This is a genomic window from Allomesorhizobium aridi, assembly GCF_043769475.1.
In the GTDB taxonomy this organism is placed as follows: domain Bacteria; phylum Pseudomonadota; class Alphaproteobacteria; order Rhizobiales; family Rhizobiaceae; genus Allomesorhizobium.
This window is the reverse complement of record NZ_CP171729.1, coordinates 3411821-3428743: the sequence shown is the minus strand read 5'-3', so window position 1 is coordinate 3428743 and position 16923 is coordinate 3411821. Positions and strand designations below refer to the sequence as shown.

Here is a 16923-nt window from a genome sequence, read left to right as displayed (position 1 = left end):
CCATGCCAGGCACAATGACCGACACTCCCTTCGAAAGGGATAAGCGTCATGGTTAATGAAGAGTAATTTTGCGTCCTGACACGTCGTCAGGTGAACGAGCGCACCAGCGAGCCCACCAAAAGGTTCCAGCCGTCGATCAGGACGAAGAACAGGAGCTTGAACGGCAGCGAAACCACGGTCGGCGGCAGCATCATCATGCCCATTGCCATGGTGATGGTCGCCACGATCAGGTCGATGACGAGGAAGGGCAGCACGATCAGGAAGCCGATCTCGAAGCCACGCCTGATCTCGGAGATCATGAAGGCCGGAACGAGGATGCGCAGGTCGACCGTCTCCTCGGCCACCGTCTGGCCGCGTTCCCGTGCAAGGTCGGCGAAGAGGTCAAAGTCCTTGTCGCGCACATGGGCGACCATGAAGGTCCGGAACGGATCGGAAATCCGCTCCAGCGCCTCGGCCTGGGTGATCTCGTTGTCCATCAGCGGCCTGACGCCGTTGTTCCATGCCTGGTCGAAGGTCGGCGCCATCACGTAGAAGGTCATGAACAGCGACAGGCTGATCAGGATCAGGTTGGCCGGCGTCGTCTGCAGGCCGATGCCGGCCCTCAGAATCGAGAAGGCGATGACGAAGCGGGTGAAGCTCGTCACCATGATGAGCAGGCCCGGCGCGACCGACAGGATGGTCAGCAGGCCGAACATCTGGATGATGTAGCCGACGGTCGTGCCGTCGGCCTGGCCGATGGCGCCGAGGTCGAGCTGCTGCGCCTCGGCAGTCGAAGCCGACGCCGCGAGCCAGACTAGGGTGGCGAGAAGTTTTTTCATTCGAACAGCAGAGTCCTGATCAGGAACTGCTTGACGTGGCCGTCGCTGCGGATTTTTGCGCGCTCTTCCAGATCGGCCTTCAGATGCTGGAAGCCGCTGGCGCCCTCGACCTGGTGCAGCTTTACCGTGCGGAGATAGGCGAGCAGATCCTGATGGATTGTCTCGATCAGTTCCTGCGGCTGTGGCTCGTCAAGCACGACCGACGCCTCAAGGCGAATCCATACCTGCTCGGGGGCGGCCAGATTGGTGGTGATGGAGGCGAGCGGGACGACCGTTCGCGCCCCCTCCGCGCCTTCCGGGGCTGCTTCGCCGTGGGCTTCAGTGGCGTGGGCTACCGGCTCCGCAGGTTCGCTGCTGCCGTTCAGGTAGATTCCGGAGGCCCAGCCCAGGACGATCGCTGCGGCCGTCATGCCAAGCAGCACCGCCATCTGCACCAGCAGCGATGGGCCTTTCGGCGGTGTCGGAGCCTGATCGGTAATCGCCATCGCCTGTTCCCCTAGAACGGAAGGACCTGATCGAGGAACTGTTGGCCGTAAGGCGGCTGCTGCACCTCGGTCAGACGTCCCCGGCCGCCATAGGAAATGCGGGCCTCGGCGATGCGCTTATAGGAGATCGTGTTGTTGGGCCCGATATCGACCGGGCGCACGATGCCGGCGATCGTCAGTATCCTGAGCTCAGCGTTGACCCGCACTTCCTGCGAGCCGTTGATCATCAGATTGCCGTTCGGCATCACGTCGGTAACGATTGCGGCAACCGAGAGCTCTATCGTCTCGGAACGCGTGGTCTCGCCTGTTCCCGCCGAGGCCGAGGTTGAGCCGATGTTCGCGTCGGCGGTGCCGCCTGAGCCGATCCCGTCCCATTCATATTCCAGCGCGCCGCCGAGCGACTTGGTCGATGTCCGGCTGCGGTCGGATCTGTTCTTGAACTTCGCCCGGTCGTTGATCTCGATCTCGACCGTCAGGAGGTCGCCGGGCGACAGCGCGCGCGGGTCGGTGAAGAGCCGGCTCTGGCGGTCGTTCCAAAGCGAAAAGCGCTTGACCGGCTGGGCCGGCGTTTCGGGATATTCGTAGACCGACTGGGTTCCGGAAGCGACGCCGGAGCCGACCGCCGATAAGGCCGGCGGCTGGCCGATCTCCTTCAGATTGGAACCACAGCCGGCGAGTGTCGCCGCGGCGATGGCCAGCAAGAGTTTGCGGATCATGTCGGGTCTTCCCTTCGGGCAGCGCTCGCCATGATGCCGGTGAGGGCGGCCGCCGCCTTGCTTTCCATCTCGTTCAGGATGACGCCGGCGCGGCGCGAATCGAGCTTCATCAATATGCCGGCCGCGAGGTGCGCATCGAGCTGGGCGAGCCGCTCGGCGGCTGCGTCCGGCTTCATCGTGGCGTAGATCTTGACGACGTTGTCTTCGGCCTGCGCCAGGAAAGTCTCGCGCCGCTTCATCCAGCTTTCGTATTCGACGCGCTTCTCCTCGAGCAGCGCGATGCGCTTGTCGACTTCCTTCTGCAGCGTCTCCATTTCCATCTTCTGGAGCGCATAGCGGCGGTCGCGCGCGGCGTCGGCGATGCTCGAGCAGAAGCGCTGGATCTCGCTGTCGGTCTCGGCCGCGGGCAGGCCGGCCGGCCCTGTCTCGGTCGCGGCGGGACCGCCGGCGGCGAGCAGCGTCGCCAGCGTTGCGGCGGCAAGCGTCTTGCGGGCGATGCGCCTTGGCGGGGTCAGGAGATGAAATTTGGCCGGCATCGCGTCACCTATTGAAGTACGAGTTCGGCCTGCAGGGCGCCGGCGGATTTGATGCCCTGGAGGATGGCGATGATGCCGTCGGGCTTGACGCCGAGCCGGTTCAGCCCGGAAACCAGCGTTTCGAGATTGGGGCCGTCGAGAATGGCGACGCGCCCGTCCGGCTGGTCCGTTTCGATGGCGGTGAATGGCTCGACCTCAGTGCGGCCCCGGGAGAACGGCTCGGGCTGGATGACCCTCGGCATCTCGGTGATGCGGACCGTCAGCGTGCCGTGGCTGATGGCGACGCGCGAGATCCTGACCTCGTTGCCGATCACGATGGTGCCGGTCCGCTCGTCGACCACGACGCGCGCCGGCATGTCGGATTCGACGACCAGGTTTTCGAGCTCGGCGTAGAAGCGGGCGGCGGAGATCTTTTGCGGTTTCTGGATGATGACGGTGCGCGAATCCTGCTCGCGCGCCACGCGCTTGCCGAAGCGCTCCAGTGCATAGTCGTTGATCGCGTCGGTGATCCTGACCGCCGTCGAGAAATCGGCGTTGCGGAGCTGCAGGGTCAGCGTGCCGACGTCGCCGAACGCGGCTTCGACCTGGCGTTCGATGATCGCGCCATTGGGCACGCGGCCCGAGGTCGGCACACCCTGCGTGATCTGCTCGGCTTCGCCCTGTGCGTTGAAGCCGGAAATGAACACCGGCCCCTGCGCGACCGCGTAGATTTCGCCGTCGGCGGCCTTCAGTGGCGTCATCACCAGCACGCCACCGCCGAGCGATACCGCGTCGCCGAGCGACGAGACGCTGACATCGATGCGCGCGCCGGACTGGACGAAGGGCGGCAAATTGGCGGTGACGATAACCGCCGCGACGTTCTTGGCCCGCGCCCGGCCGCCCTCGCTGGCGATGCCGAGATTTTCGAGCATAGCGCGGATCGACTGTTCGGTGAAAGGCGAGTTGCGCAGGCTGTCGCCCGAGCCTTGCAGGCCGATCACCAGGCCGTATCCGACAAGCTGGTTGTCGCGCGCGCTCTGGAGCTGGGCGATATCCTTGATGCGCGAGGGAACGAGGTTCTGGCCGGGGTAGAGGTCGCGCTGCTCGTAGCTGGCACTGTCGCCATTCGCGCCGGCTCCGCCCAGGCCGTCCTTGCGGATCAGCCCGTCCGCCAAAGCGGCCTGAACGCCTAGGGCGGCTGCGACAGCCAGAATGAGCAGCCGACGGATCATATTGCGCCGATCCGGATCGATCCGTCGGCCATGACCGTGCCGGAGAGAATCTTGCCGCTGTCGATGTTGCGGACCTTGACCAGATCGCCGGCGGAGCCGGGCTCAAGGGTGACCGCGCTCGCCGAGATCGTCAGCACGCCGGAGACGAAAACCACCTCGACGGCCGCGCCTTGCTCGACGAGGTACGCCTCGCGCAGTGAATTCAGCGGGACGTAGCGGCCGGGCAGGAGCGTGCGCCTGGCGATCTTGCCGTCGAGCTCCGCTAGCGAAACGGCAACCGCTTCGGGCGCCTGCTTGCCGGGTTTCAGCGTGACTTCCTTGAGCGCCTCGGCGGCGACGGTCTCGCCGGGGTAGATGACGCGGTTGGGGATGAGCACGGTCTCCTGCGCCAGCGCCGGCAAGGCGCAGCACAGCGCCATGATGGCCGCCGCCGCTTGAACCAGACCGCGCATTGCCCGAGCCGACATCTGCCTACCTGATGTTCTTGGAGACGACGGCCGCCATCTCATCGGCCGCCTGGATGACCTTGGAGTTCATCTCGTAGGCGCGCTGCGCCGAGATCAGCTCGGTGATTTCCTTGACCGGATCGACGTTGGAATTTTCGAGGTAGCCCTGCTGGATGGTGGCGAAGCCGAGATCGCCGGGCACGCCGATATTGGCGGCGCCCGAAGCAGGCGTTTCCTGGAACAGATTGTCGCCCAGCGGCGCGAGGCCGGCCTCGTTGGCGAAGCTCGCCAGCGTCAACTGGCCGAGTTCCTGCAGCTCTACCTGGCCGTCGAGGCGGGCGAACACCTGTCCGGTCTTGTTGACGATGACTTCGAGTGCGTCGACCGGAACCGTGATCGCTGGCTGAACCGGAAAGCCGTCGACCGTCACCAGCTGGCCGGTGGCGTTGGTGTTGAACGAGCCGGCGCGGGTGTAGAGCGTCTGGCCGTCTGCGCCTTCGATCTGGAACCAGCCATTGCCGGTCAGCGCGAGGTCGAACTTGTTGCCGGTGCTGGTCAGGCCGCCCTGGACGTGGACGTTGCGCACCGCGCTGGTCTTGACGCCGAGGCCGATGCTCACGCCTTCCGGCACCAGGCTGGAATTGGCGCGGTTGGGTACGCCCTGCAAGCGGTCGACCTGGTAGAGCAGATCGGAAAACTCGGCCCGAGCGCGCTTGAAGCCGGTGGTGTTGATGTTGGCGATGTTGTTGGCGATGACTTCCAGATTGGTCTGCTGGGCGTTCATGCCGGTGGCGGCGATTGCGAGTGCCTTCATGGTCTCATTCTCCTCAGATCGCCATGCGGCTGACTTCGAGATAGGCGGTCACGATCTTGTCGCGGATCGCCACCGCCGCCTGCAGCGACTGCTCGGCGCTCATCACCGCGTCGACCACTTGGCGTATATCGGCCTCGCCCTGCAATGCCTGGACGGAAACCTGCTCGGCCTGCTGGAGCGTGCCGATCGCGTCGCCGGCAGCGCGCGTCAGCATCGCGGCGAAAGACGAGCCGGCATCGGCCGCCGCCGGGGCGGGACTGCCGGAGAGGAGCCCGCCATCGCCGTCCGTGTTGCCGATCTGAAGCTGCGGAACGACCGCGCTGACGCCTGTGATCATTATTGGCTCCTCATCAGGTCTATGGTCATCGAAATCAGCGAACGCGCCTGCTTGATGACCTGCAAGTTGGCTTCATAGGAGCGGTTTGCCTCGGTCATGTCGGCCATTTCGATCAGCACGTTGACGTTGGGCATCATCACGTAGCCGTTCTCGTCGGCGGCCTCGTGACCGGGCGAATATTCGACCGGAAAGGCGGACGGATCGCGGTTGATCGCGGTCACGTCGACCAGCGAGCCGCCGCTGGCGCGGTCTAGCTCGGCGGCGAAGGTGATGGTCTTGCGGCGATAGGGCTCGGCGCCCGGCGTGTCGCCGGTCGATTGGGCGTTGGCGAGGTTTTCCGAGACCACGCGCAGCCGCTCCGACTGGGCGCCGAGGCCGGAGGCTGCAACCTTCAGGGCTGTCGAAAGCGGATCCACCGTCAGCCCCTCACGCTGGTCATCATCATGCGGTGAAACGCCTTGACGATCGCCGTGTTGAGCTCGAGGGAGCGGCTGACCTCGCCGGCCTTCATCAATTCGTTTTCGAGCACCACGGTGTTGCCGGACGGCATGGCCGAGATCTCCTGCTCGCCCTGCCGCACAGCATAGCCGGCCTCCGTCGCGCCGCCGCTGAGGTGTCCCTCATGGGTAGCGTTCAGGGCCACGCGCGTGTTGTCGAGCACCTTTTCGAAAGGCTCGACATCGAACGCGCCGTAGCCGGGCGTATTCACATTGGCGACGTTGCCGGCGATCGCGGACTGGCGCACGGCCAGCCATTGCGACTGCTGCGAGGCGAGATCAAAGAGGTTGACGGGCTGCATAGAAATCTCCGGGCAGATTTCCACACGATAGGCAGCCAGTCTTGCGCGGGCCTTGCGCTAGGGTGGATTGAGATTCAGGTGATGCCGGCCTGCAAATGGCGGCTTTCTGCGCTTCCGGTACTCACGTACCCGAATGTACGCTCCGTTCCGGTTCTCGAAATCCACCATTATCAGGCTCGGCCTGACCTGAATCTCAACACACCCTAGCAAGCCGCCGTCGGACTCTCGCTACTTGGACAGTTCGATCACCTTGTCGGCGCTGGTGACCAGAACCCATTTGCCGTCGCGCTGCTCGATGCCGGCGACGCGGCTGTTGTCGGGCAGGCGCGAGCCGCGCTGCACCACCCAGAGGCCGGTGTCGTCCTCGATCATGGCGCGGCCGTTGGCGACGTGAACGAGGCGGAAGGCGGCGATTTCGGACGGGAAAGGCTGTTCGCTCAAACCCGGCACGCCCCCGCGCTCGCCGTCGTTTTCGGGCAGGGTGCCTGTCGCGAACAGGTCGAGCTTCATCGGCGGGATGTCCTCGACCGTCATCGGCGCGCCGATGCGGTCGGGCTGCGAGCCGAGATAGATCGCGCCTGTTTCGCGCTCGCGCTGCCCTTCGAATTTCAGGGCGCGAATGCCGAACTTGTCCTGGTTGAAGAAGATGTACCAGGGAAACAGCGCGCAACCGAGACCAAGCGCGAGGCCGAGGCCGGCGATGACGAGGTCGCCGCGGCGGTCCCGCGATTGCGGCGTCAGTCCGGGCGCGACGGCTGCGCGCCGGCGGAACAGCCGGGGCATGAGCGAACGCCGCGCCGGCTTTTCGGCCGCCGCCTGCGCCTGCAATTTGCCGCGCAGGGCGTTGTCAATCTCCTTGAGCTGCATTGGGCTTGTCCTTGGCTCTCAGATGGCGGGCGAGATCGGCGAACGGGTCGGGCGAGGGGCGGTCGGCGGGTGTTTGCGTCAGCGCCTCGTAAATCAGCGGAACCTGGCGCACGGCCATGTCGAGTTCGGCGTCGGCCCCGGGCTGGTAGGCTCCGAGCAGCCGGATGTCCCGCGTGTCCTCGAAGCGGGAGATCATAGATTTAAGCCGCGTCACCAGCGCGCGCTGCTCGTTGCTCCACGCCTTGGAAGCCAGCCGCGAGATCGAGGACAGCGGGTTGACCGGAGGATAGCGGCCCTGCTCGGCGATCGACCGATCGAGCACGACATGGCCGTCGAGAATGCCGCGCACGGAATCGGCGACAGGGTCGTTATGGTCGTCGCCGTCGACCAGCACCGAGATGATGGCGGTGATCGATCCGGAGCCGTCGAGGCCCGGCCCTGCGCGTTCCAGCAACTTCGGCAGATCGGTGAATACCGACGCCGGATAGCCGCGCGCGATCGGCGGCTCGCCTGCCCCGATCGCCACTTCGCGCAGCGCGTGGGCGAAGCGGGTGATGGAATCGAGCACCAGAAGCACGCGGTCGCCGCGCTGGCGAAAATGCTCGGCGACGCGCATGGCGGTGTCGGGCGCGCGCTTGCGCATCATGGCGCTTTCGTCGCTGGTCGCGACCACGGCGATGGTCTTCGCCATGCTCTTTTCGCCGACCGTGTCTTCCAGGAATTCGCGCACTTCGCGGCCGCGTTCGCCGACCAGCGCGACGACGACGGTGTCGAATGCGTCGGCTCCGGCGAGCATTGCGAGCAGTGTCGACTTTCCGACGCCGGAACCGGCGAAAATGCCGAGCCGCTGCCCGAAGCAGATCGGCGTGAAGATGTCGATGACGCGGACGCCGGTGAGGAAGGAGGTGCCGACGCGCTGGCGGGAGAGCGCCGATGGCGGCGTCGCTTCCGCTGCATCCAGAGGCTCGCCGGCAATCAGCGGCGCGCCACCGTCAATGGCTCGGCCGAGCGAATCGACCGCGCGGCCACGCCACGAGGTATGAGGCGTCACCGTAAACGGACCGCGGTTGAACACGGCGTCGCCGACGCCTGCATCGGCCGTCCGCTCGAAGGGCGCGACCAGCACTTCCTCCGGCCCGATCTGGACGATTTCGCCGCGCCGCGTGCCGGCTTGGCTGCGATGCTCGACAATGTCGCCCAGCCGGGCGGCGTCGGAAATTCCGCGTACGCGGTACTGCGTCTGCGATACTTCGGTGATGCGTCCGCCGCGCCGGATGAGCGTGCGGTCGTCGGCAAAGCGCCGCCAGGTGCGCTCCAGTGCGGTCAGCGCCGTGTCTTGGGGTGGCCGGTCGATCCAGGCAGGCGGATGCGCAGTCATCAGGCCTTGGAGCCGAGCGTTTCGATGGCGTTGGCGAATGTCTGCTCGGTGCTGCGCATCGCGGCTGCGATATTCTCGAAGGCGCGCTGCACGGCGATCAGACGCGTCATTTCGAGCATCGGGTTGACGTTGGAATCCTCGAGGAAGCCCTGCGCCACGCCGATATCGACGCGGTCCACCACCGGTTCGGGCTGGCCGGCAGGCACGATGCCGGAATTGCCGAAGCGGGTGAAATTCGGGCCGGGTTCGAATTCGAACAGGCCGATCGCGCCGACGAGTTGGCCATCCTGCCGCAAAACGCCGTCGGCGCCCGATTGCGGCGGGCCGTTGCGCGGGTCGAGTTGCAGCGGCGCGCCGCCGGCGTCGAGCACCGGATAGCCTTCGATCGTCACCAATTGACCGGTGTCGAGCATCGAGAAGCGGCCATCCCGCGTCATGACCGTGCCGGCCGGGGTCTCTATGCCGAACCAGGCGTCGCCCTGGATAGCGAAGTCGAACGGGTTGCCGGTCTCGCGCAGCGAGCCGGACTTGGCCGACAGATAGGTATCGCCGGCCGAGGCGAAGGACACGGCGTCCTGGCCAAGTCCCGACACCACGTCCTCGAACTTGACACCTGTGGCGCGGAACCCGACGGTCGAGGCGTTGGCGACATTGTCGGCGATCGTATTCAGCCGGCGTTCCAGCGCGATCTGGGAGGAAAGGGCGACGTAGAGACCATCCTGCATAGCCCGGACCTCAGCGTTTCATCGCCTGGATGGCGAACAAAGTGTTGGTCGAGATGCCGTATTCGACCGGCTGGCTGAACAGCACGCTGAGCGAGGTCTGCGCGCTCGATGACGGGTTGCCGACCTCCCACAGGCTGGTGAAGCGGGTAAGAAACTTGCCCAACTCCTTGGGATCGGAAAAATCCTCGATGTTGAGCTTGCTCTCGAAGAGTTGCACCTGCTTGTCGATATCGGCAGAGGCGAACGAATCCGGCAGGGAAAGGGCCGTTCGCACGACCCGTGCCAGCGCCGGGTCGGCGAGGATTTCATAGAAGGATGTAAGGGTTTCCGCCTTGCGTTCGAAATAGAGCGCGAGCCGCACGCCTTCGTTGGTGTTGCCGGCGTTTTCCTCGATCGTCTGACGCATATATTTGTCGACGGTCGGCTTCAGTGCGAGGCTGAAGCTGGTTGCCTGTTCTCCGTGCTCGACGAAGTTGAACGCCGACACGAAGGCGACCCAGCGGCTGTCACCGGATTTGTTGGCCGGACTGTCGTCTTCCTTGATGCCGCCCTCGAGCATCTCGCGGATCTTTGCCGGGCTCTCGTCAGCAGGATCGAAACCATAGGAGGCCAAGGCGTAGTTCAACAGCCGCGTGTCAGCCATCAGGTCATCGATCGATGTGAGCTTGCCGACATTGGCCTTGTAATAGTCGGTCTCCGCCTTGACGTAGGCGGCAGGCAATTTGACGAGGCCAAGATCGCGCATGGTGTCATAGCGCGTCGGCGTGGCTTCGAGCACGGCGGCGCGCGATGTCGTGTTCGCGCCGTGCGTCTTGAAATCGAACGCAGAGGCGAAACGTGCGTAGCTCTTGTCGGCGAGCAGGTTTGCCGGACTGGTAGGGCTATCAACGCCGCCCACGAGCATCTTTCGGATCGTATCGTTGCTCTGCGTCGAAGCGTCGAGGCCATAGGCGGCCATGGCATAGCTGAGCAGCCGGTCGTCGGCGAGCAGGTTCTCGATCGTCGTCACCTTGCCGATGTTGGCCCGGAAATAGGCGGTCTCCGGGTCGAGATTCTCGACATAGAGCTTCGGCGTCTGGTCGGTGACGGCGGCGCGCGATGTCGCGTCGGCGCCGTGCTGGGCAAAGTCAAAAACCGACACGAACGCGGCCCAGCGTTTGTCGCTCGATGTATTGGCCAGGCTCTGCGGGTCGGTAATCCCTCCCAGCAGCATGTCGCGGACGAGAACGCGGGACTCGGTCCTGGCGTCCAGCCCGTATGCCTTCATCGCATAGGTGATGAGCCGTTCGTTGCCCAGCAGGTCGCCGACCGATTTCACGGTGGAAATGTTGGCGCGGAAGTACGCGCTTTCTGGATCCGTCTGTGCTTCCAGGTAACGCATTGGCGTGACCTGGGTCGCCTCATCGCGTGTCGTGGCGGCGGACCCGTATTCGGCGAAGTTGAAGGCCGAAACAAAGGCGGCGTAGCGCTTGTCGGCAAGCTGATTGGCCGGACTTTGCGGATCGCTGACACCACCGGTCAGCATCTGCAAGATGCGCTCCGGAGGCTCGTTCTTGGCGTCGAGACCATAAGCGGCCAGGGCGAAGGTGAGAAGGCGCTTGTCTGAGATCAATTGGCCTGGCGTGGTGATCTTGCCAATATTGGCGGTGAAGTATGCGACCTCCGCGCGCTGCGTCTCCGGTACTCCCTTGAAGAGCACCAGTTCGGATTCGTTGATGTAAGACTGGGGCGTGCCCATCTGCACGGCCAGACGGGACGTTGTGTTGGCGCCGTACTCGACGAAGTTGAAGGCGCCGACAAAGTTGGCGAAGCGTTTGTCGCCAAGTTTGTTGGCCGGACTTAGCGGATCGGTCACACCGCCTTCGAGCATGGTGCGCACATAGCCCGCACCTGTCGGGTCCCCTTCCGTCGCGTAGTCGCCGAGATAGAGATCGTTGGCAGTGAGGGCGTATCGCAGCAGGCGTTCATTGGCCATGAAGTCGTCCACCGACTTCACATTGCCGATGTTCTCGAGGAAATATGAGGTCTCCTCCTCGACCAGGGCGTAGTTGGCCTGACCGGTGGTCAACTCCGTCTGGTATATGAAGTTCTTCGGCACGTCGGACTGCGCGCGATTGTAGGTGGTCGCCAGTTCGCCATGCGCGGCGAAGTTGAAGCTCTTGACGAATTCGGCGTAACGCTTGTCGGTCAGCTTGTTGGCAAAGCTCTCCGGGCTGGAGATGCCTTCCTTGAGAGCCTTGACCATGAAGGCCTTGGCGTAGGCCATGTCTTCGAGCCCGTGCGCCTTCATCGCAAAGCGAAACAGGCGATCGTTCTTGACGAACTCGTCGATCGTTTTCACCTTGGTGATGTTCTCGAGGTAGTATTTGGTCTCGCGATCCACCGTCGGCTGGTTTTCGATGCGGTCGAGGGACTTGTCGATGTCTTTGGCGATGAGCTGGTAGCTCATGTAGGTACTGAGCACGGGCGGGCCTCCGGCCAAAACTATCCGGCGAAGCTACGCCTCAATGCTTGCGCGAAACTGAATCGCCGCCGCCGTCCCTTTCAAGCCTCACACAAGGCAGGGCCTGTATTGCCTTCCGACAGGTTGGAATGCGGAAGGACTGACTGTGGGCATACTGATCGGACTAGTGGTGACGATGGGCTGCGTGCTTGGCGGCTTCATGGCCATGGGCGGTCACATCGACGTGCTCATGCAGCCCTGGGAATTCGTCATTATCGGCGGCGCGGCGTTCGGAACCTTTCTGGTCGCCAATCCAATGGCGACCGTGAAGGATACCGGCAAAGCCTGCATGGAAGCCTTCCGGCAGGCGACGCCGAAAGAGCGCGACTACCTCGAAACGCTCGGCGTGCTGCACAGCCTGATGCGCGAACTGCGCACAAAATCGCGCAGCGAGGTCGAAGCGCACATCGACAATCCGAACGAATCGACGGTGTTCCAGGCATTCCCGACTGTGCTGAAGCGGCACGACCTGACGCATTTCATCTGCGACTATTGCCGGCTGATCATCATCGGCAACGCGCGGAGCCACGAGATCGAGGCGCTGATGGACGAGGAGATCCACACCATCCGCTCCGACAAGCTGAAATCCTACCATGCGCTGGTCGCGGTCGCGGACGGCCTGCCCGCGCTCGGCATCGTGGCGGCGGTGCTCGGCGTGGTGAAGGCGATGGGTGCGCTCGACCAGTCGCCAGAAATCCTCGGTGCGCTGATCGGCGCGGCACTCGTCGGCACCTTCCTCGGCATCTTCCTGTCCTATGCGGTGGTGGGGCCGATCGCCACCAAGATCAAGATCGTCAGGGACAAGAACAATCGCCTCTACGTCATCGTCAAGCAGACGCTGCTCGCCTACATGAACGGCTCGCTGCCGCAGGTGGCGATCGAATTCGGCCGCAAGACCATCTCGTCCTACGACCGGCCGTCGATCGACGCGGTCGAGCAGAGCACCATGAACACCGCCGCCGCCGCTGGCGACGCCGCCAAGAAGGCGGCCTGACGGTGCGGGTTGATCGGAGCAACGGGTGACCATGGCGAGTCCGGCCAGTCCCGCTGAAACACGCGCCTTCATCCTGGAGCGCCTCGTCGGCGACCGGGGCGAGACCCAGCATGTCGTCGAGGCGGCGCGCGGGCTCGGCGCGCGCGCCCTGCCGATCCTTTCCGACAATCTCAATGCGATGCTGGCATCGCCGCTCACCATCGAACTCGGCAATATCGACGTGATGCGGCTCGGCGACGTGAAGCCCGACGCCGCCGGTAACCAGGCGATGACGATCGCCTCCTCGCCAATGTCTTCGGACGCACTGGTCATGCTGGTCGATCCCGATGCCATCGCGGTCGTGGTCAGCGCCCTGTTCGGCGGCGATCCCGACATGCCGGTGGCGCCGATCGAGCGCGAACTCTCGCCGACCGAGATCGAGGTAGCGACGATGATGTGCCAGGAAGTGGCCACCTCCGTGAACGGCTGGGGCGCGCGCGCGCTCAACATCCACTTTCCGCTGCCGACCGCCCTTGCGGGAGCAAAGCGCAAGGGCAAGGTGCTGCGCGACGGGCCGGCCGTGCGCGTCGAGTTCAAATTCACGCTCGGTCCGAGCTCCGGAATTCTCCACCTGCTGATGCCGCAGCGCGTTCTGATGCACCGAACGGGGTCGGACGCCGCTGCCGGCGGCCCGGCCGTTACCGACTGGCGCCAGCGCTTCAGCGAGGAGGTCATGCGCTCGACGGTGTCGCTAGAGGCGACCATGCCGCTCGCCCGCATGACGCTCGGCGATCTCGCCGCATTCCGCGTCGGCCAGGTGATCGAACTGGAGGAGGGCGCGCAGTCGGAGGCGCGGCTCTCGGCGCGCAAGAAGACGCTGTTCGTGTGCGAGTTCGGCAAGCTCGGACAGAACTACACGGTCCGGATAAGACATCAGTCCGATGCCGGGCAGGAATTTATCGACGGGCTGATGACAGGGTGACGCGCCGCGTCGACTGGCAACGCCCAGGAATTGGAGATTATCGATGATCCAGACAAACGCAGAGGCCGAACCGGACCTGCCGGAAGAACAACTGAACCGGGCCATCGAGGAACTGCGAGGCGTCCTGCACGACGAGCAGAAGCGGCCGGAGAGCGGCGACGAAGCCTCGATGCGCAACTCCGGGGTCATCATGAACATACCGGTCGACGTGCAGATCGTGCTCGGCAGCACCGAAATGCAGGTCTCCGACCTGATGGCGCTGCAGAAGGGCTCCACCGTCGCGCTCAACCGGCGCATCGGTGAACCGGTCGATGTCGTGGTCAACGGCCGCAAGATCGCGCGCGGCGAGATCACGGTGCTCGAAAGCGACCCGTCGCGCTTCGGCATACGCCTGACCGAGATCATCAGCGCGGCAAAGCCCGCCTGATGCGCCGGCTCCCGCTTTTTGCCAGCCGCGAAAGGTCCGACGCGTGACGACGACGACGCCGGCCACCCTGACACGGGCGCAGAAAGCCGCCGCCATACTGGTGGCGATGGGCAAGCCTTCGGCCAGCCGCCTGCTCAAATTCTTCAAGCAGGAGGAGTTGCGGGCGCTGATCGAGGGCGCCAGGCTCCTGCGCACCATTCCGCAAAGCGATCTCGAAAGGATCGTCGCGGAGTTCGAGGCGGAGTTCACCGAGGGCGCGGGGCAGCTCGATTCCGCCGACAAGATGGACGACATACTGAACGGGACGCTGTCGCCGGAAGAAGTGCAGGCGCTCAAGGGCGACGCCAAGCCTTCGAACGCCGCCAAGCCGCCGCCTCCGATATGGCCGCAGCTGGAAAAGGCCGATCCGCTGCGGCTCGGCGCATTCATAGCCGCCGAACACCCGCAGACCTCGGCGCTGATCCTCTCCAAGCTCGCGCCGCAGGCTTCGGCCAATGTGCTCCTGACGCTGGAGAAGGATCTGCGCGGCGAGATCATCAAACGGATGATGGCGCTGACGTCGATCCCGGAAACCGCGATCAAGATCGTCGAGGGCCAGTTGCGCAGCCGGGTTCTCTCGGAAAGCACGACCAAGGACACCTCCGCCGGCCAGAGCCGCGTCGCCAGCGTGCTCAACGAGATGGAAAAGTCGCAGATGGACGAGGTGATGGAGGACCTGGAAAGATCCGGCGCGGCCGATCTCGACGGCGTGCGCGCGCGGCTGTTCTCGTTCGACGACATCGTGCTGATGACGCAGAAGGCGCGGGTCGCGCTGTTCGACGGCCTGTCGACCGAACTGGTGACGCTGTGCCTGAGAGGCGCGCCGCCGGACATGACAGAGGCGGTGCTGTCGGCGATCGGCGCCCGCTCGCGGCGCATGATCGAGGCCGAGCTGTCGCAAGGGTCGGAAGGCATTCCGATGCCCGACATTCTCAAGGCGCGCCGCACCGTCGCCTCGACGGCGATCCGCATGGCGCATGAGGGAGCTTTCGAACTGCCGACGGCAGCCGCCCAGGACGTCGCGGCCTGACCGCGCTGAACGGATCATCTCCCGATGTCTGAGAGCGCCGACAAGGACAGCAAAACCGAAGAAGCGACCGAAAAGAAGATCCGCGACACCATCGACAAGGGCAAGACGCCCAGTTCGAAGGAAACGACGATCCTCGCCTCCTTCGTCGCCATCCTGGTGTTTGCAATCTTCTTCGCCGGCGAGAGCATCAACGAACTCGGCGTGTTCCTGTCCATGTTCCTGGAGAAGCCGGAGGCCTGGCCGCTGGACACCGAGCGCGACGTGATCGAACTCTACAGCGGCGTCATCATGCAGATCGCCAAGATGCTGGGCGCCATGATGGTGCTTCTGGTGGTGGCCGGCATCGGATCCTCCGTGCTGCAGAACATGCCGCAGTTCGTCGGCGAGCGCATCCGGCCTCAGGCATCGCGCATCTCGCTCGGCTCCGGGTGGAAGCGCGTCTTCGGCGTCCAGGGTTTTGTCGAGTTCCTGAAATCGCTGGGCAAGCTCGGCTTCGTCGTTCTCGTTCTCATCTTCACGCTTAGCGAAAGCCACCGCCAACTGCTGGCCGGCATGTTGACGCCGCCCGCGGCGTTCGGCCTCGTCATCCGCGACATCGCCATCGACATCCTTGTGGCCATCGTCTTCGTAATGGGCGTGATCGCCGCGTTCGACTTCGTGTGGTCGCGGTTCCACTGGCGGCAGGAACTGCGCATGACCCGGCAAGAGGTCAAGGACGAGATGAAGCAGTCCGAGGGCGATCCGATCGTCAAGGGCCGCCTGCGCTCGCTGGCGCGCGACCGCGCCCGCCGCCGCATGATGACGGCGGTGCCGCGCGCTACGCTGATCATCGCCAACCCGACCCACTTCTCGATCGCGCTCAGATATGTGCGCGAGGAGAACTCGGCGCCGGTGGTGCTGGCTAAGGGCCAGGACCTGGTGGCGCTGAAGATCCGCGAAATCGCCGCGGCCCACAACATCCCGGTCTTCGAGGACGTGGCGCTCGCCCGATCCATGTACAAGCAAGTTTCGGTCGATAGCGTCATTCCTGCCCAATTCTACCAGGCGGTCGCGGAACTCGTGCGGATCGTCTACGGCAACAAGCGCAAAGCGAACTGATGAACCGACAGCCCCACGCACCGAACCGCGAGATCATCGTCGCCAAGGCCATCGAGGAGGTGGTCAGCGAGCTTCGCCTCGTCGACGTGGCCGACTACATCGCCTTCATCCGGCTGGAGCATTTCGCCTGCATTTCCGATATTGTCGATTCGGCCGCGGAGCTGTTTTTCATGCCGGAAACGCTGCGGCTCGGCCATGGCGGCGAGGCGCATGTCGGCTGGACCGAGAACCCGCGCATCGTGCTCGACCTCGAACTTCGGCCGCGTGGCGCCACCGTCTATTTCGCGTTGTCCCTGACGGCGCTGCACGCCTCGGTCGAGGTCAATTACGTGGCTTTCGACACGCCCAGCCCAGACCCCGAGAGCAACACGGCGTTCCTGGAGGCTGCGCTTGAGGCGGCGCGCATTCGGAAGACGGCGGGCGCCATCTGAACCGCCACAAGGGGCTGCTTTCGACCCCCGAGCCGACCTTAGCTCCTCGTACGATATACGACAGCTTTCGTGCACCGAACCGGCCTTCCGGGGGCGCACTATTATTGGGAACCATGCTGGAATTAGGGTCGACATGACACCATCCGACTTTCCGCAAAGTACGGGGTGAGAAGGAAACGCCGGTCCACGGCCCATAGGCCAGGGGCTCGGCGTCGAAGATCGTGACAAAATACCTTCCGGCGGTCATTTCGAAAAGATGCTCTAGCATGCGGAGCAATGCCGTTGCCGATGATGACGGGTCTCTCGGT

Annotated in this window: 20 protein-coding genes; 6 read left to right on the top strand and 14 right to left on the bottom strand. The window is 64.4% G+C overall.

From position 1 onward, the window contains the following. Nucleotides 1–86: 86 nt before the first annotated feature. The 14 genes from fliP to ACG873_RS18840 all read right to left on the bottom strand — a co-directional run bounded on the left by fliP (nt 87) and on the right by ACG873_RS18840 (nt 11596). Entirely contained in the window at nt 87–818 is a 732-nt protein-coding gene (fliP, locus tag ACG873_RS18905) for a flagellar type III secretion system pore protein FliP (protein ID WP_394886676.1), read from the bottom strand. Further along, a complete protein-coding gene (locus tag ACG873_RS18900) occupies nt 815–1303 on the bottom strand; it encodes a flagellar basal body-associated FliL family protein (RefSeq protein WP_394886675.1) in 489 nt (162 codons plus the stop codon). Before ACG873_RS18900 ends, fliP begins: the two co-directional genes overlap by 4 nt. Nucleotides 1304–1314: 11 nt before the next feature. Beyond that, a complete protein-coding gene (gene flgH / locus ACG873_RS18895) occupies nt 1315–2019 on the bottom strand; it encodes a flagellar basal body L-ring protein FlgH (RefSeq protein ID WP_394886673.1) in 705 nt (234 codons plus the stop codon). Further along, a complete protein-coding gene (locus ACG873_RS18890; RefSeq protein WP_394886671.1) occupies nt 2016–2555 on the bottom strand; it encodes a MotE family protein in 540 nt (179 codons plus the stop codon). The genes flgH and ACG873_RS18890 overlap by 4 nt, the downstream gene beginning before the upstream one ends. 8 nt (nt 2556–2563) lie before the next feature. Then, complete coding sequence (locus ACG873_RS18885; RefSeq protein WP_394886669.1) at nt 2564–3766, bottom strand: flagellar basal body P-ring protein FlgI; 1203 nt, start codon at nt 3764–3766, stop codon at nt 2564–2566. Further along, on the bottom strand, nt 3763–4218 hold the full coding sequence (gene flgA, locus ACG873_RS18880) for a flagellar basal body P-ring formation chaperone FlgA (RefSeq protein ID WP_394886667.1): 456 nt from the start codon (nt 4216–4218) through the stop codon (nt 3763–3765). Before flgA ends, ACG873_RS18885 begins: the two co-directional genes overlap by 4 nt. Nucleotides 4219–4237: 19 nt before the next feature. Beyond that, on the bottom strand, nt 4238–5026 hold the full coding sequence (gene flgG, locus ACG873_RS18875; protein WP_394886665.1) for a flagellar basal-body rod protein FlgG: 789 nt from the start codon (nt 5024–5026) through the stop codon (nt 4238–4240). A gap of 13 nt (nt 5027–5039) precedes the next feature. Beyond that, on the bottom strand, nt 5040–5363 hold the full coding sequence (locus ACG873_RS18870) for a flagellar hook-basal body complex protein FliE (RefSeq protein ID WP_394886663.1): 324 nt from the start codon (nt 5361–5363) through the stop codon (nt 5040–5042). Next, nucleotides 5363–5779 carry a flagellar basal body rod protein FlgC gene (flgC, locus tag ACG873_RS18865; RefSeq protein WP_165033724.1) on the bottom strand — a complete coding sequence of 139 codons (417 nt, stop codon included), beginning with the start codon at nt 5777–5779 and terminating at the stop codon, nt 5363–5365. Before flgC ends, ACG873_RS18870 begins: the two co-directional genes overlap by 1 nt. 2 nt (nt 5780–5781) lie before the next feature. Continuing rightward, nucleotides 5782–6162, bottom strand: coding sequence for a flagellar basal body rod protein FlgB (flgB, locus tag ACG873_RS18860; RefSeq protein WP_394886660.1), 381 nt, complete (start codon nt 6160–6162; stop codon nt 5782–5784). Between the two features lie 228 nt (nt 6163–6390). After that, nucleotides 6391–7029, bottom strand: a complete 639-nt coding sequence (locus tag ACG873_RS18855; RefSeq protein WP_394886659.1) for a hypothetical protein — start codon at nt 7027–7029, stop codon at nt 6391–6393. After that, the gene (fliI, locus tag ACG873_RS18850; protein WP_394886657.1) at nt 7010–8407 is read right to left on the bottom strand and encodes a flagellar protein export ATPase FliI; all 1398 of its coding nucleotides are present in this window, start codon (nt 8405–8407) and stop codon (nt 7010–7012) included. Before fliI ends, ACG873_RS18855 begins: the two co-directional genes overlap by 20 nt. Beyond that, nucleotides 8407–9132 (bottom strand): flagellar basal-body rod protein FlgF, encoded by a 726-nt coding sequence (flgF, locus tag ACG873_RS18845; RefSeq protein WP_394886655.1) that lies wholly within the window; start codon nt 9130–9132, stop codon nt 8407–8409. The genes fliI and flgF overlap by 1 nt, the downstream gene beginning before the upstream one ends. Before the next feature lie 10 nt (nt 9133–9142). Beyond that, on the bottom strand, nt 9143–11596 hold the full coding sequence (locus tag ACG873_RS18840; RefSeq protein ID WP_394886654.1) for a DUF1217 domain-containing protein: 2454 nt from the start codon (nt 11594–11596) through the stop codon (nt 9143–9145). 145 nt (nt 11597–11741) lie between these two features. Between ACG873_RS18840 and motA the strand changes: the two genes are divergently transcribed. From motA to ACG873_RS18810, 6 genes are all read left to right on the top strand, one after another. Beyond that, nucleotides 11742–12629, top strand: a complete 888-nt coding sequence (gene motA / locus ACG873_RS18835; RefSeq protein ID WP_394886652.1) for a flagellar motor stator protein MotA — start codon at nt 11742–11744, stop codon at nt 12627–12629. Between the two features lie 31 nt (nt 12630–12660). Then, nucleotides 12661–13590 (top strand): FliM/FliN family flagellar motor switch protein, encoded by a 930-nt coding sequence (locus ACG873_RS18830; RefSeq protein WP_394893603.1) that lies wholly within the window; start codon nt 12661–12663, stop codon nt 13588–13590. 43 nt (nt 13591–13633) lie between these two features. Next, nucleotides 13634–14017 carry a flagellar motor switch protein FliN gene (gene fliN / locus ACG873_RS18825; protein ID WP_394886650.1) on the top strand — a complete coding sequence of 128 codons (384 nt, stop codon included), beginning with the start codon at nt 13634–13636 and terminating at the stop codon, nt 14015–14017. A gap of 106 nt (nt 14018–14123) precedes the next feature. Next, nucleotides 14124–15086, top strand: coding sequence for a FliG C-terminal domain-containing protein (locus ACG873_RS18820; protein ID WP_394893601.1), 963 nt, complete (start codon nt 14124–14126; stop codon nt 15084–15086). A gap of 24 nt (nt 15087–15110) precedes the next feature. Further along, the gene (gene flhB / locus ACG873_RS18815; RefSeq protein WP_394886648.1) at nt 15111–16184 is read left to right on the top strand and encodes a flagellar biosynthesis protein FlhB; all 1074 of its coding nucleotides are present in this window, start codon (nt 15111–15113) and stop codon (nt 16182–16184) included. After that, nucleotides 16184–16615, top strand: coding sequence for a hypothetical protein (locus ACG873_RS18810; protein ID WP_394886646.1), 432 nt, complete (start codon nt 16184–16186; stop codon nt 16613–16615). The genes flhB and ACG873_RS18810 overlap by 1 nt, the downstream gene beginning before the upstream one ends. The last annotated feature ends 308 nt before the right edge of the window (nt 16616–16923 follow it).

Excerpts from the sequence above, each read along its gene's own strand:
- fliI (WP_394886657.1), bottom strand. The coding sequence starts at position 8,407 with ATGACTGCGCATCCGCCTGCCTGGATCGACCGGCCACCCCAAGACACG.
- ACG873_RS18885 (WP_394886669.1), bottom strand. The coding sequence starts at position 3,766 with ATGATCCGTCGGCTGCTCATTCTGGCTGTCGCAGCCGCCCTAGGCGTT.
- ACG873_RS18820 (WP_394893601.1), top strand. The coding sequence starts at position 14,124 with ATGGGCAAGCCTTCGGCCAGCCGCCTGCTCAAATTCTTCAAGCAGGAG.
- ACG873_RS18810 (WP_394886646.1), top strand. The coding sequence starts at position 16,184 with ATGAACCGACAGCCCCACGCACCGAACCGCGAGATCATCGTCGCCAAG.
- ACG873_RS18870 (WP_394886663.1), bottom strand. The coding sequence starts at position 5,363 with ATGATCACAGGCGTCAGCGCGGTCGTTCCGCAGCTTCAGATCGGCAAC.
- flhB (WP_394886648.1), top strand. The coding sequence starts at position 15,111 with ATGTCTGAGAGCGCCGACAAGGACAGCAAAACCGAAGAAGCGACCGAA.
- ACG873_RS18855 (WP_394886659.1), bottom strand. The coding sequence starts at position 7,029 with ATGCAGCTCAAGGAGATTGACAACGCCCTGCGCGGCAAATTGCAGGCG.
- fliP (WP_394886676.1), bottom strand. The coding sequence starts at position 818 with ATGAAAAAACTTCTCGCCACCCTAGTCTGGCTCGCGGCGTCGGCTTCG.
- ACG873_RS18830 (WP_394893603.1), top strand. The coding sequence starts at position 12,661 with ATGGCGAGTCCGGCCAGTCCCGCTGAAACACGCGCCTTCATCCTGGAG.
- ACG873_RS18900 (WP_394886675.1), bottom strand. The coding sequence starts at position 1,303 with ATGGCGATTACCGATCAGGCTCCGACACCGCCGAAAGGCCCATCGCTG.
- flgB (WP_394886660.1), bottom strand. The coding sequence starts at position 6,162 with ATGCAGCCCGTCAACCTCTTTGATCTCGCCTCGCAGCAGTCGCAATGG.
- flgA (WP_394886667.1), bottom strand. The coding sequence starts at position 4,218 with ATGCGCGGTCTGGTTCAAGCGGCGGCGGCCATCATGGCGCTGTGCTGC.
- fliN (WP_394886650.1), top strand. The coding sequence starts at position 13,634 with ATGATCCAGACAAACGCAGAGGCCGAACCGGACCTGCCGGAAGAACAA.
- ACG873_RS18890 (WP_394886671.1), bottom strand. The coding sequence starts at position 2,555 with ATGCCGGCCAAATTTCATCTCCTGACCCCGCCAAGGCGCATCGCCCGC.
- flgH (WP_394886673.1), bottom strand. The coding sequence starts at position 2,019 with ATGATCCGCAAACTCTTGCTGGCCATCGCCGCGGCGACACTCGCCGGC.
- flgF (WP_394886655.1), bottom strand. The coding sequence starts at position 9,132 with ATGCAGGATGGTCTCTACGTCGCCCTTTCCTCCCAGATCGCGCTGGAA.
- flgG (WP_394886665.1), bottom strand. The coding sequence starts at position 5,026 with ATGAAGGCACTCGCAATCGCCGCCACCGGCATGAACGCCCAGCAGACC.